The 12731-nt window shown below is 69.3% G+C and carries 17 protein-coding genes; 10 read left to right on the plus strand and 7 right to left on the minus strand.

All coding sequences use genetic code 11. The features are described 5' to 3' along the window. Positions 1 to 5 precede the first annotated feature (5 nt). The 7 genes from ACSQ18_RS03615 to ACSQ18_RS03645 all read left to right on the plus strand — a co-directional run bounded on the left by ACSQ18_RS03615 (position 6) and on the right by ACSQ18_RS03645 (position 5732). A complete protein-coding gene (locus ACSQ18_RS03615) occupies positions 6 to 1499 on the plus strand; it encodes a sensor histidine kinase (RefSeq protein WP_301039494.1) in 1494 nt (497 codons plus the stop codon). Positions 1500 to 1579: 80 nt separating this feature from the next. After that, positions 1580 to 1996 (plus strand): hypothetical protein, encoded by a 417-nt coding sequence (locus tag ACSQ18_RS03620; RefSeq protein WP_436035793.1) that lies wholly within the window; start codon positions 1580 to 1582, stop codon positions 1994 to 1996. Further along, complete coding sequence (locus tag ACSQ18_RS03625) at positions 1990 to 2502, plus strand: hypothetical protein (protein ID WP_436035795.1); 513 nt, start codon at positions 1990 to 1992, stop codon at positions 2500 to 2502. The genes ACSQ18_RS03620 and ACSQ18_RS03625 overlap by 7 nt, the downstream gene beginning before the upstream one ends. Positions 2503 to 2597: 95 nt before the next feature. Further along, positions 2598 to 2999, plus strand: a complete 402-nt coding sequence (locus ACSQ18_RS03630; protein WP_436035796.1) for a hypothetical protein — start codon at positions 2598 to 2600, stop codon at positions 2997 to 2999. Then, entirely contained in the window at positions 2996 to 3877 is an 882-nt protein-coding gene (locus tag ACSQ18_RS03635) for a hypothetical protein (protein WP_436035798.1), read from the plus strand. Before ACSQ18_RS03630 ends, ACSQ18_RS03635 begins: the two co-directional genes overlap by 4 nt. Then, positions 3874 to 4590, plus strand: a complete 717-nt coding sequence (locus tag ACSQ18_RS03640) for an ABC transporter ATP-binding protein (RefSeq protein WP_436035800.1) — start codon at positions 3874 to 3876, stop codon at positions 4588 to 4590. Before ACSQ18_RS03635 ends, ACSQ18_RS03640 begins: the two co-directional genes overlap by 4 nt. After that, a complete protein-coding gene (locus ACSQ18_RS03645) occupies positions 4587 to 5732 on the plus strand; it encodes an ABC transporter permease (protein WP_436035801.1) in 1146 nt (381 codons plus the stop codon). Before ACSQ18_RS03640 ends, ACSQ18_RS03645 begins: the two co-directional genes overlap by 4 nt. A gap of 134 nt (positions 5733 to 5866) precedes the next feature. Here the strand turns inward: ACSQ18_RS03645 and ACSQ18_RS03650 are convergent, their stop codons facing one another. Beyond that, on the minus strand, positions 5867 to 6115 hold the full coding sequence (locus ACSQ18_RS03650) for a WhiB family transcriptional regulator (protein ID WP_028496164.1): 249 nt from the start codon (positions 6113 to 6115) through the stop codon (positions 5867 to 5869). 253 nt (positions 6116 to 6368) lie between these two features. Between ACSQ18_RS03650 and ACSQ18_RS03655 the strand changes: the two genes are divergently transcribed. Next, positions 6369 to 6782: a histidine kinase gene (locus ACSQ18_RS03655; protein WP_436035802.1), complete on the plus strand. Its 414-nt coding sequence runs from the start codon at positions 6369 to 6371 to the stop codon at positions 6780 to 6782. On the opposite strand, the gene bcp is transcribed toward ACSQ18_RS03655, so the two are convergent. From bcp to aroA, 3 genes are read right to left on the minus strand one after another with little or no spacing between them, the layout of a single operon-like run. Further along, on the minus strand, positions 6765 to 7229 hold the full coding sequence (gene bcp / locus ACSQ18_RS03660) for a thioredoxin-dependent thiol peroxidase (RefSeq protein ID WP_436035804.1): 465 nt from the start codon (positions 7227 to 7229) through the stop codon (positions 6765 to 6767). The genes ACSQ18_RS03655 and bcp overlap by 18 nt on opposite strands. A 14-nt stretch (positions 7230 to 7243) precedes the next feature. Continuing rightward, positions 7244 to 8281 (minus strand): ribosome small subunit-dependent GTPase A, encoded by a 1038-nt coding sequence (gene rsgA, locus ACSQ18_RS03665; RefSeq protein WP_436035805.1) that lies wholly within the window; start codon positions 8279 to 8281, stop codon positions 7244 to 7246. Between the two features lie 16 nt (positions 8282 to 8297). Then, complete coding sequence (gene aroA, locus ACSQ18_RS03670; protein ID WP_436035807.1) at positions 8298 to 9650, minus strand: 3-phosphoshikimate 1-carboxyvinyltransferase; 1353 nt, start codon at positions 9648 to 9650, stop codon at positions 8298 to 8300. Between the two features lie 59 nt (positions 9651 to 9709). Here aroA and ACSQ18_RS03675 point away from each other — a divergent pair, with 59 nt between their 5' ends. Further along, positions 9710 to 10387, plus strand: a complete 678-nt coding sequence (locus tag ACSQ18_RS03675; protein ID WP_301039505.1) for a sigma-70 family RNA polymerase sigma factor — start codon at positions 9710 to 9712, stop codon at positions 10385 to 10387. Continuing rightward, complete coding sequence (locus tag ACSQ18_RS03680; RefSeq protein WP_144807358.1) at positions 10384 to 10629, plus strand: zf-HC2 domain-containing protein; 246 nt, start codon at positions 10384 to 10386, stop codon at positions 10627 to 10629. The genes ACSQ18_RS03675 and ACSQ18_RS03680 overlap by 4 nt, the downstream gene beginning before the upstream one ends. Before the next feature lie 3 nt (positions 10630 to 10632). Here ACSQ18_RS03680 and ACSQ18_RS03685 read toward each other — a convergent pair whose 3' ends face one another. From ACSQ18_RS03685 to ACSQ18_RS03695, 3 genes are read right to left on the minus strand one after another with little or no spacing between them, the layout of a single operon-like run. Further along, on the minus strand, positions 10633 to 11490 hold the full coding sequence (locus ACSQ18_RS03685) for a hypothetical protein (RefSeq protein ID WP_436035810.1): 858 nt from the start codon (positions 11488 to 11490) through the stop codon (positions 10633 to 10635). Continuing rightward, positions 11483 to 12097 (minus strand): hypothetical protein, encoded by a 615-nt coding sequence (locus ACSQ18_RS03690; protein WP_436035811.1) that lies wholly within the window; start codon positions 12095 to 12097, stop codon positions 11483 to 11485. The genes ACSQ18_RS03685 and ACSQ18_RS03690 overlap by 8 nt, the downstream gene beginning before the upstream one ends. Beyond that, on the minus strand, positions 12090 to 12695 hold the full coding sequence (locus tag ACSQ18_RS03695; RefSeq protein WP_436035812.1) for a hypothetical protein: 606 nt from the start codon (positions 12693 to 12695) through the stop codon (positions 12090 to 12092). Before ACSQ18_RS03695 ends, ACSQ18_RS03690 begins: the two co-directional genes overlap by 8 nt. Between the last annotated feature and the right edge of the window lie 36 nt (positions 12696 to 12731).

A 12731-nucleotide genomic window follows, 5' to 3' on the forward strand; every position in this document is an offset into this window, starting at 1 on the left:
GAGACGTGTCGACGCTCAGCGATCTCGTGTACGCCCAAGGCCGGTCCAGCGAAGCGGACGTGGAGTGGCTGCACCGGCTCGCCGGAGATGGTCAGCTTCTGGCCGACCTCGCCTTCGCCGACATCGTCGTGTGGGTGCCCACCGACGACGACTCGTTCATCGCCGTCGCCCACACTCGTCCGTCCGGCGCGGCCACGCTGTTCTATCGCGACATCGTCGGCGACCGGGTGCGTCCGCAGTGGCGCACGCAGGTCCGCGACGCCTTCACGCAGTTGCGGATCGTCGACTCGGCATCGCCCGACTGGTTCGAGGAGACGCCCACGCGGGTGCGTGCCGTGCCGATCGTGCGAGAGCATGCGACTGCCGATCGCCCCGCCACGGTCGTGGGCGTCCTGACGCGGCACACCAACCTGGGGGAGGCGCGCACGCCGTCGCGGCAGCAGATCACGTTCAACGACTGCGCCGACGAACTGTTCGGCATGATGGCATCCGCCGACTTCCCCGACCTTTCGGCGCCCACGTCACCGCGGCGTGGAGCCCCCCGTGCGTCCGACGGACTCATCCGCATCGACGTCGACGGGGTCACGACCTTCGCGAGCCCGAACGCCCTGTCCGCGTTCAACCGCCTCGGATTCGATGACGAGCTCGAGGGCGAGCCCCTCATCGAGGTGGCGACGGCGCTCCTGCCGGCATCCCGTCAGTTCGACGAGTCGTTGCCGATCGTGATGGCGGGACGCGCCCCGTGGCGCGCCGACATCGAGGCCCGCGGCGTGACCGTCTCGCTGCGCACGATCCCGCTCAAAGACCACGGCACCCGCATCGGTGCGATCGTGCTCTGCCGCGACGTCACCGAGATCCGGCACCAGGAGCAGGAACTCATCACGAAAGACGCGACGATCCGCGAGATCCATCACCGCGTCAAGAACAACCTCCAGACCGTCGCCTCCCTCCTGCGCATCCAGTCGCGACGCACTCATTCCGACGAGGCGCGCGATGCTCTCACGCAGGCTATGCGTCGCGTCTCGGCGATCGCCGTCGTGCACGACACGCTGTCGGAGGGGCTCGCCCAGAACGTTGACTTCGACGACGTCTTCAACCGGGTGCTCAAGCTCGTCGCCGAGGTTGCGGCATCGCCGAACACTCGGGCGCGTACGGTGAAATCGGGGGAGTTCGGCACGCTCCCCAGCGAGTACGCGACGCCTCTCGCCCTCGCACTGACGGAACTCGTCACGAACGCGGTCGAGCACGGCCTCGCCGATCAGGAGGGCGAGGTCGAGATCATCGCGCAGCGCACCGACGATCAACTCGGCGTGCGGGTGCGTGACACCGGCGTCGGTCTCCCCGAAGGTCAGGTCGGACGCGGACTCGGCACCCAGATCGTGCGCACGCTGATCCAGGGTGAGCTCAGCGGGACGATCGACTGGCACACGCTCGTGGGTTCGGGCACCGAAGTGACCATCGAGATCCCCCTGCGCTACATCGACCGACGCAGCGCCTGACCGCGTCCGCAGTCCGGCGTCTCGCTCGGCGCTGTGGATAACTCGCACTCTGCTTTCATGAAACATGCTTTTATGCACTCATGAGAGTTATCAGGAAGCCACTGGCAGCAGTTCTGCTCACCGCGGCCATCGTCCTCGGTGTGGCCGTCCCCGCGCACGCCCGCTACTTCGGCAACGTCTGGGGTGAGCTGAACGGGCGTGGGTACGTCGTCAACTATCAGACCTTTCGAGATCACGTCTCGACCACTCGACCTCGCATGCATCTCGACCGGGTGGCGGCGTTCAACTTCCGTCTGTGGATGAGGAATAGGGATGGTGTCCGGGTCTCCGACCGCGCTCTCTTCCACACTCCTGGAGAGACGACGTATTGGTCCTCGTCGTCGGGATCGACCGTCATCCCTAGCGGGCGCTACAAGCTATCCGGGCAAATGCTGGGGGAGTTGCAGGGTGGATTCGATCCGAGCAGGATTCGGTGGCAGGGAGACATCACGTGGTGACAACCCAGAGACCGCGCGCGTGGAAGACCGGGTCGTGTCTGGGCTTCGCGCTCGTCGCCTTCACTGTCGTTGGATGTTCTCCAGAAGCCCCCACGCAGGTGGGCTTCATGTCGTATGCAGAGATGCGCGACGAGTATGACCGGACGCTGGAGAACTTTCCCGCCGACCTCCCGTTCCCAGAGGGCGTCGACACTCATCCACCGCTCGAGAGCCAGATTGTCACGGACCCCGAAACCACCGACCTCTTTGAAGTAGGTTCCGGTTCGGGACAGGCCTACGTGTACTGGGAGTGCACATGGATGCTGCAGGTGCTTGCTGCTGAGGGCAAGGGAGCGAGAGCCGATCAGGGTCTGGACATGCTGGAGTCGGCGCTCGACTCCGAGATGCGTGCGAGACACTTCGACGACTCCAGTGGCGTGTGGGAGAACCAGGTTCTCCGGAGCGCTCGACAGGGCGACCTCGGGCTGCTGAGAGACTTCGCCGTCGGTTGCGACGGTGAGTCCTGATGCGTGCCAGAAGTCTCGGTAGAGCTAGCGCTGTCGTGCTGCTCGCGTCACCGCTCGTCGCGTGCACCCCGGACGCGCCGGTCCAGGAGGGCTTCATGTCGTACGAAGAGATGCGCGACGAGTATGACCGGACGCTGGAGAACTTTCCCGCCGACCTCCCGTTCCCAGAGGGCGTGAATCCCCGTCCGCCCTTGGAGTCTCAGATCGTTACTGACCCTGAAACGACTGATCTGTTCCAAGTGGGATCGGGAGAGGTTCAGGCGTACATCTACTGGGAGTGCGTCTGGATGACCCAGGCGCTCGAGGCAGGCGGCGACCGCGAGAGGCTCGACGCGGCGGTTGACATGCTGGAGTCGGCTCTTGATTCCAAGTTCCATCGCCTGTATTACGAGGATCCTGGCCGGATGTGGGAGCTCGAGGTGCTCGGGGGTGCGCGAAAGGGCGACTTGAGCTCGATGAAGGACTTCGCCGTGGGCTGCCACGTGGACTCACGATGACCGTCCGATCACATGGTCCGGAGAGCTCCCGCCAGCCCGTCCGCGGCGGCGCCCTTGCCGCGGTCGCCGCGCTGCTCCTGAGCGGTCTCTTCGCCGCGTGCACGGCCCCGCCGCCCGCCCCGTATGCAGAGGACGAGCCGACCGAGGCGACGGTCATGACCGAGACGGTCGAGCGGCGCACGTTCGACACCGTCCTCTCCCTGCCGGCGACCGTGGTGGCGGGCCTGGCCTTCCAGGTGACGGCTCCGGCAACCGGCATCCTCGTCGAACGCGACGGTGCACTGTTCATGCAGCTCGACTCCGGTCGCGAAATCCGCGTCGGAGGCGGCGCTCGGATCGAGACCCTTCTCGTCGCACCCGGAACCGAGGTGGTCGCCGGGCTTCCTCTCGCCGAAGCGGTGCACGACGGGTTCGCCCTGCGAGCCTCGGTCACGGGCGAGCACCTGCTGCGGCTGACAGCGCCCGCTGGCGGGTCGACGAAGGGCGGCCCTCCGGTACGAGCGGCGGGCGAAGTACGCGGCTCCTCCGGCCCGTTCGACTGCGACCTCGTGGACCCGGTGCCGAGTTCCACCGACCCGTCCGTCGTAGAAGAGGGCAGTTCGTTCCTCGCCTGTGCCGTCCCCGAGACGGTGCGTGTCATCGCCGGCATGAGCGGGCAGCTCGTCGTCACCCTCGCCACGCATGACGATGTCCTGTCGCTGCCGTTGGAGGCGATCGCCGGAACGGTCGATCGCGCGCGAGTCTCGGTGAAGGACGGCGACGAGGTCGTCGAGCGCGACGTGACCCTCGGCGGATCGAACGGGTACCTCGTGGAAATCGTCGACGGCCTGCGCGAGGGCGACGAAGTGCTGATCCCGAGCCCGAGCCTCCTCGAATGACCGATGTTCTCCGTCTGGTGCAGGGCACCAAGGTCGTCGGCGGCCGGCCGGTGCTCGACGCCGCGAACCTGACGATCTCCCGAGGCGAATCGCTCGCCGTGATCGGACGATCCGGGAGCGGCAAGAGCACGCTGCTGTCGATACTCGGACTCCTCGACGAGCTCACCGAGGGGGAGCGATGGCTGTGGGGGCAGCGAGTCGAAGACCTCGGGGAGCGGGATCGCGCGGTACTTCGCGCGCGAAGGCTCGGTTTCGTCTTTCAGAACTTCCGGCTGATCGACTACCTCACGGCCGCAGGGAACGTCACGGTGCCGATGGATGCCGCCGGCACCCTGACGAGACGACAACGCCGGCGGAGGGCCGACGAGCTCCTCGATGAACTCGGCCTCGCAGCGCTGCGGCGTCGCCGACCGCGACAGCTCTCCGGCGGCGAACAGCAGCGTGTCGCCATCGCCCGGGCGCTCGCCTGCGAGCCCGACCTCCTCCTCGCCGACGAACCCACGGGCTCACTCGACGAAGTGACAGCCGCCGAGGTGTTGCGCCTGCTCCGCGACGCCACCCGGGAGCGCGACTGCGCTCTGCTCGTCGTGACGCACGACACGGCCGTGGCCGCACAGATGGACACCGTCACAGAGCTCGTCGACGGTCGCCTGCGTACCGTCACTGCCCCCCGGGGTCGGAGGGCGCAGAGGCTCCGAGGGGAAAGCACGTGAAGACTCTGCGGCTGGCCGGACAGCTGCTTCGCGGTCACCTCCGCGGTCACCTCCTCACGGTCGCCACGCTCCTCCTGGGCCTCGTCGGCATCGTCACCGTGGCCGGAGCGTCGACCACAATGGCGCGGACGATCGAGCATCAATCCACGCTCGAACGCGGCCACCGGGTGACGATCTCCGCCTACCTGCGCGCCCCGGCGACCCCGGAAGACGTGATTCGTCTGGCCACCCAACTCGAGAGACGGATGCCCGACCGTGCTGCCGTGGCGCCCGTCGTTCGCACACCCGCCCTGGTCATCGCCGAGCCGCGCCAGATGCTCGAAGCGCAGGTCGTGCTGACCTCGCGCGACCTGCAGACCGTGCGTCGATGGCCGGTGATCGACGGCGCGTGGCTGGACGACACCGAGTCGCTCGTGTCGACGGGGGTGATCAATCGCGCGGCATCCGTCCTCGACGTCGGCGTGGGTACCGTCATCCACACGGATGCCGGTGAGCCCATCGTGATCCGCGGGATCGTCGACGACGGTTCCCGCGACCCGTGCGTCTACCTTCGGCTGGATCAACACGCCGACACGGCGGCGCTCCACACGGATCGCGAGTCTCTCCTCACGGTCTCCCATCCGGAGCTCGAGGCCGGCACCGCTCGCGACGTGCTCACCGGCATCGAGAGCATCGCAGAGACGACGCTCGTCGATCGCGTCGAGCGCACAGACACGCTGGCCGAACTCGCCGCCGAGCTCGCCGCGACGACCATCTCGTTCATCGTGGTCGGGATCTTCAGCGTGCTGTCGCTGACCGTCGGCATCCTGAACATCGGCCTGTCCCGGTCACGCGAACGCGCGTGGGAGCTCTCGCTACGACGCGCCCTCGGCATGCCGCGTTCGGCCCTCGCATGGGCGATGGTGATCGAGTCGCAGGTCGTCGCGGGGGTGGCCGCTATCGCCGCCGTCGCCGTCTCGGTGCTCGCGCATCCGGCCATGGTGTCGGCGATGGCGACGCTCCCCGACACGGCAGCGTCGAGTTACCCCGCCGATGCCGCCGTGCTCGGACTCGGCGTCGGCGCACTCGCCGCCGCGGTCGGCAACATCGCGCCGGTGGCGCGGATGTGGCGTCTGCCGATGTCGACGATCATGCGCCTCTGAGCGGTAGCGAGCGAGGAAACGCCAGCGAGGAAACGCCAGCGAGATCCCGCGAGCGACACCCAGCGAATGGCTCACGACACGAACTGAGCCTCCGCGCGGGATGCCGATGGCATCCGCGGGAGGCTCAGTCGACGTCAGGAGGCGCGGCGGGCACGAGCAGCGCGTCGCTTCAGAGCGCGGCGCTCGTCTTCGGAGAGCCCGCCCCAGACACCCGAGTCCTGACCGGACTCGAGGGCGTACTGCAAGCAGATCTCGGTGACCGTGCATCGAGCGCAGACGGTCTTCGCCTTCTCGATCTGGTCGACGGCGGGGCCGGTGTTGCCGACGGGGAAGAAGAGTTCCGGGTCGACGGTCAGGCAGGCGGCTTTGTCGCGCCAATCCATGGTGTGGTGCTCCTTGATGCGGGATGAAGTTCGGGTGGGTCGTTCGCCGGGTCGACGTCGATTACCCTGGAAGTGTGCGAGCTCTTGCTCGCCCCACTGCGCTGTGGGAGCACACGCTTCATCAATCGTCCCATGCGTCGGCAGGTGAATCAAGGGTGAACATGGCATTTCCAGACCAGTTTGCTGTGCGTAGCCTCCAAGACGGATGCCGTGACGCGGCGGGACACTGACACTTCCGAGGAGTCGCGGGAACATGTCCACCACCCCTGTGGAGCGGTTCGCCGCGGTAGCGCTCGTGCTCGAGGGCCTCGCGCTGTTCGTGCTCGCGGGGTGGGAGGTCGTCGCGCTCGTCACGGGCGACACCGACTCCGTGAGCAGCTCGACGGCTCTCATCGTCCTCACCGCGATCGGTGCCGTGGCCCTCGTGGCGTTCGGTGCAGCGGTGTGGCGCGGCGGCTCGTGGGGACGCAGCGGCGGCATCGTCGCCCAGCTCCTGGCTCTCGCCGTCGCCGTGGGCGCGCTGTCGGGGGAGAACCCGCAACCCGCCTTCGCCCTCGCTGTCGCCGCCCCTGCGATCGCCGTGCTCGCGGCGCTCGTCGCGAGCGCACGTGCAGCGGGTCGCCGGCTGCGGGCGGCCGAAGCGGCAGGGTCAGACGTCGAGGAGTGAGCGGATGCGGGCCACGTGACCCGTGGCCTTCACGTTGTAGAGCGCGTGCTCGATGTCGCCGTCGGGGCCGATCACGAACGTCGAGCGGATAACGCCCTCGACCGTCTTGCCGTAGTTGGTCTTCTCGCCCCACGCGCCGTAGGCGTCGTGCACGCTGTGGTCGGGATCGCTGAGCAGGTCGTACGGAAGTGCATCGCGAGTGCGGAACTCGCGCAGCGTCGCGGGCTCGTCACGCGAGATGCCCAAGACGGTGTACCCGGCGGCCTGCAACGGCGCGAGGCTGTCGCGGAAGTCGCAGGCCTCGGTCGTGCAACCCGGAGTCATCGCCGCCGGGTAGAAGAACAAGATCACTCGGCCGCCGCGGTAGTCGCTGAGCGACACCGTCCGCTCGTCCTGGTCGACGAGCGTGAAGGCGGGAGCGGGGGAGCCGATGTCGAGGCGCGTCATGCCCCCCAGCCTACTCAGGCGAAAGTGGCGAGCAGGCGTTGCAGGGAGTCCAGACGCGCGGCGCCCCGTTCCCCGAGTCGCCCTTCGGTGACGGCCTCGACGATCGCGCAGTCGGGGGCGTCCGGCAGGTGCGTGCACCCGCGTGGACACTCCTCCGCGATCGCGGCGAGGTCGGTGAACGCCTTCAAGATGTTGGCGGGGTCGACGTGACCCAGACCGAACGAGCGCACTCCCGGCGTATCGATGACCCAGCCCTTGCCGTCCGAGCCGACGTAGCGCAGCGACACCGTCGAGCTGGAGGTGTGGCGGCCGCGGCCGGTCACCTCGTTGACGTGGCCCGTCGCCCGGGCCGCGTCGGGCACGAGCGCGTTGACCAGCGTCGACTTGCCTACGCCCGAATGTCCGACGAAGACCGTGGAGTGCCCGACGAGGCGTTCCCCGATCCGCTCGACGGGCATGTCACCGTGACCGCTCGTGAACACCTCGAGGTCGTCCAGCCCCTCGAAATGGCCGAGGAAGGCCGCCGGGTCGGCGAGGTCGGTCTTGGTGACCACGAGGAGGGGGCGGATGCCAGCATCCAGCGCGGCGATGAGATACCGGTCGACGAGTCGCGGTCGCGGCTCAGGGTCGGCGGCGGCGACGACGACGAGCATCTGATCGGCGTTGGCGACGATCACCCGCTCCACCTGATCGGTGTCGTCCGCGCTGCGGCGCAGAAGAGAGGTGCGCTCCTCGATGCCCACGATGCGGCCGAGCGTTCCCTCGTCGCCGGTCACGTCGCCGACGACGCGTGCCCGGTCGCCGGTCACGATCGGCTGTTTGCGCAGTTCTCGGGCACGCGTCGCAGACACGGTGTGCTCGGTCGGACCGTCCTCGTCGACCAGGACGGTGTACCGTCCACGGTCGACGCCCAGCACCCGGGCGATCTGCGCGTCGGCGTGCGCGGGTCGCCGCTTGGTGCGCGGCCGGTTGGCCTTCGGGTTGGGTCGCACGCGGATGGACGACTCGTCGAAGTCGGACTCATCGTCGTCGATGTCGTCCAGCCAGCTCATCGGGCGACCCGACCGCTCACGAGACGCCGTCTGCCTGCAGCATGGCGTGCCACAGCTGCGGGAACTCGGGCATCGTCTTCGCGGTGGTGCCGATGTCGTCGACCTCGACGCCCGGGACGCGCAAGCCGATGATGGCGCCGGCAGTCGCGATCCGGTGGTCGTGGTGGGCCTTCCACAGGCCGCCGTGCAAGGGAGCAGGGGTGATGCGGATGCCGTCCGCCAGCTCCTCCGCGTCGCCGCCGATCGCCCGCAGGTTGGAGACCAGAGCAGCGATGCGGTCGGTCTCGTGCCCGCGGATGTGGCCGATGCCGTGCAGGGTCGACGGAGCGTCGGCGAAAGCGGCGAGCGCGAACAGCGTCGGCGTGAGCTCGCTCGCGGCGGTGAGGTCGAGGTCGACGCCGGCGATGCGGTCGCCCGCGGACACCGTGAGCGCACCGCCGCGGCGCGACGCGCGCGCGCCCATGAGCGTGAGGATCTCGGTGAGGAGCGCGCCCGGCTGGGTGGACGTGGCGGGCCAGCCCGGGATCGTGACGGCGCCGCCGGTGAGGATGGCGGCGGCCAGGAACGGGGCCGCGTTCGACAGATCGGGCTCGACCACGGCATCCCGGCCGCGCGGGGCCCCTGCGGGTACGAGCCACTCGTGCGGGTTCTCGTGCTCGACGTGCACACCGCGCCGGGCGAGGGCCTCGACGGTCATGTCGATGTGCGGCACGCTCGGAAGCCGGGCACCGGAGTGGAGGAGGTGCAGGCCGACGTCGTAGCGTGGGGCGGCCAGCAGCAGGCCCGAGACGAATTGGCTCGACGTGCTCGCGTCGATCGTGACTTCGCCGCCGCGGATGTGCCCGCGGCCCTTGATGGTGAACGGCAGTGCCCAATTGCCGCCGTCGTCGATGTCGACGCCCAGTTCTCGCAGCGCCTTGATCATGACGCCCATGGGGCGGTGCAGGGCGCTCTCGTGCGCCGTGATCGTCACATCACCGTGCGCGAGACCTGCCAGCGGCGCGATGAAGCGCATCACGGTGCCCGCCTGTCCACAGTCGATCACCACGTCGCCGCGGAAAGCGGCGGGAGGCGTGATGTGCAGGTCGGGACCGTAGGGCCCGGTGGGAGGAAGCTCCTCGATCTCCACGCCGAGCGTGCGGAGCGCCTCGATCATGCGGGCGGAATCGTCCGAGTGCAGGGGAGCGGCGAGGGTGCTCGGCCCGTCGGCGAGAGCGGCCAGCACCAGCTTGCGATTGGTGAGGGATTTGGAGCCCGGGACGGTCACCGTCGCGTGCACGGGCGCCTCCGTCGTGGGCGCGGGCCACGCGGCGACCCGGGCCGTGGCCCCGTCGCTGGGGGAGAGCTGGGAATACCCGGACGCAGTCATCGGGTTCTACCCTAACGAACCGTCGTCAGAACCCGAGTGAGAGCACAGTGAGGAGCGCCATGATCGCCACCCTTCCCCCCGTGTTCGACGTGCTCGGCGACGTAGACTGGCGCCTGATGGAACACGAGGCGGCGATCGATCCGCAGACCCCCGAGGCCCCCCAGGACCCCAGCGCCCAGTTCGAGGAGCAGGCGCTCCCGTTCATGGACCAGCTGTACGCCGCCGCGATGCGGATGACGCGCAACCCCGCCGACGCGGCCGACCTCGTGCAGGAGACCTTCGTCAAGGCCTTCGGCTCGTGGGCTTCGTTCACGCAGGGTACGAACCTCAAGGCGTGGCTGTACCGCATCCTGACCAACACGTACATCAACACGTACCGCAAGAAGCAGCGTGAGCCGTTCCAGGGCACGATCGACGACCTCGAGGACTGGCAGCTGGGCGGTGCGGAGTCGACCACGGCGACGAGCACACGCTCGGCCGAGGCCGAGGCGATCGACCACATGCCGGCGTCGGCGGTGAAAGACGCGCTGCAGCAGATCCCCGAGGACTTCCGCCTCGCGGTCTACCTCGCCGACGTCGAAGGCTTCGCGTATCAGGAGATCGCGGACATCATGAAAACCCCCATCGGCACGGTCATGAGCCGTCTGCACCGTGGCAGGCGAATGCTGCGTGACCTCCTTGCCGACTATGCGAAAGAGCGCGGCATCGATGTGCCCGCCACGAGGAGCAAGAAATGAGCGACTGCGGCTGCGACAAGGCGAGGAAAGACCTCGAGGAGTACCTGCGCAACGAGGTGTGCAAGACCCAGCACGCCGACATCCGCGAGCATCTCGAGAACTGTCCGGCCTGCCGCGAGGAGGCCCTCGTGGCGACGACCCTCACGGCTGTGCTCGCGCGCGCCTGCAAGGAGACCGCGCCGGAGCAGCTGCGCGACCAGGTGCTGAGCCGACTCCGTGCCGAGCAGGCCACTCACCACTGACCGTCAGGCGACCCCGCGGTCGCGGTGTGTGGGCGGCAGCCACGCGCTCGTGTGCCCCGCGATGAGGTAGGTGCCCGGCAGGGACGCCGGGTCGTCGTCGACCGCAGGGTTCCCCATCTGGCGCAGTAGCGCGATCGATGCCGAACGCAGCGCCCGGATGCCGTCGACATCGGCGCGCCGTTCGGAGAGCTCGCGAGCCAGTTCCTCCTGGAGACGCGCACGCTCGGCGGCCACTTCGGCGCTGACGTCGAGGAAAGCCGTCTCCAGCGCGTCGTCGATGCGCTGACGCGCGTCACGGTCGCGGCGACCGAAGAGGTACGCGACGAGCGCGATCACCGAACCCGCCGCGCCGGCGAGGAACAGGACCGGGAGGCTGCCCGAGGTCACGGATGCGCCGAACACCGCGCCGGCCACGGCGAGCGCCGCCGAGACCTGCGACTGGAAGAGCGTGCTGCGCGGCACCGGTTTGCCGACGACGGCGAGCGCCACGAGCGCCTGCAGGATGCCGACGGCCAGCGCGACGATCGCCGCGGGCGTCTCGAGTCCGTCGGCCCCGAGGCGGAGCGAGCCGAGAAGTGCGAGGGGTGCGGCAGATGCGAAGGTCAGCAGGAACACGAGCAGGGAGTGCCACCCGCTGAGCTGGGGGCGACGTCCGCCGTGGCGTTCGGTCAGCAGCTCGGTCACGCGTCGGCGTGCGCTCGCGGCCACCGCGTTGGAGTCGGCCACGAGGCGATCGCGCACCTCCCCGAGCCCGGCGACGCCCAGCACGGAGTACTCGATCAGTTCGCGGCTGGCCGTCGCCGGTGCGATGAGGTCGTCGCGCACCGCCTCGGCGCGGGCGGCGATCGGGGAGTCAGTCACGGTGATCCATCTCGAGTGTCGGAAGGAGCCGCTCGGTCAGCGCGAGGGCGACGGCGCCCGCCTCGGGGGCCAACGGCGACAGCTGCCCCACGACGAGCCGGCCATCGAGGTCGAGAACGTAGGTCGTGCGCACCCAACCGAGCGGCGTGACCGGCGACGCGTCGGCGCCGTCGGCGGTCTGTGCGTCGGGGTTCTGCCCGTCGGCGGTCTGCTCGTCGGACGCGGCGTCCTCGTCGGAGAACAAGACCGTGACCCGCCAGCCCGAGACCGCCCCGGCCGTGAACGGGGTCGTCGTCGGCGGCCACGGTGAGGGGGTCAGCGTGAGGGCGAGTTCCTCCGCGCGCGCGGCATCGCGGAACGCCGGCGCCTCCGTGACGAGGAAGCCCAGCGTCGCATAGAGACCCGACACGGGTTCGCACAGCAGGAGCACCAGCGAGTCGGGCGCCGCTTCGCGGGCGGTCACGGCGAGGTCGGCGGCCAGGAGGATGCGAGCCTGCTGCTCGTCGGCCCGGCTGTCCAACAGCGAACGCAGCCACGGCTCCGCCTCGGACTCCGGCGGCACCACCGACCACAGGCGAGGATCGGCTTCGACGGACAGCTCAGGCATCGCGCTTCCAGCGGACGGTGGCCACGATCGCGTCGCAGAGGGCGGTCATCGTCGCGACGCCGGTCGGGTCGACTGTCGTGCCTGCGGCGGAGGCGAGGATGCTGGCCTGGAACAGCAGTCCGCGGCGGTCGCTGTCGGGAGCGGGCAGCAGGTAGTTGATGGTGAGGATCTCGGCGGCGCCCCCCGAGAACCCGGCCGTCGAGGTCTGCGTCCAGCGGAGGATCGTTCCCCCCTCGTCGAGGGGCGCGGCCCCGCGCGTCGCCATGAGGTGGCGTCCGGCTTCGGCAAGGCTCCGCCCACCGGGAGCGTCCATGCGCGCCGCGACGATCGAGACCGGCAGGAAGTCGCTCTCGGGCACGTCCTGCTGCGCGAACAGGCGGATCGCGTCGCCGACGCCGCGGTTCGCCGCGGCGAACACCTCGTCGAGCACGGGCCGCAGCGCGGTCCGCTGAGCCGCGGCGAGCCGCTCCAGCGACTGCTCCGCGACGGCGCGCAGCGCGGCCGGCTCGGGATCGAAAGACCCCCAGCCCAGGGGGAGGACGAGCGCGAAGCCGGGCATCCCGGCGGTCGGCTCGACCAGTTCAGCGCGCAAAGACACGGTGCTCCGATCGTGGGGGGAGGGGACGGCATCCCG

Source organism: Microbacterium sp. LjRoot45 (assembly GCF_964253325.1).
Classification (GTDB): Bacteria; Actinomycetota; Actinomycetes; order Actinomycetales; family Microbacteriaceae; genus Microbacterium.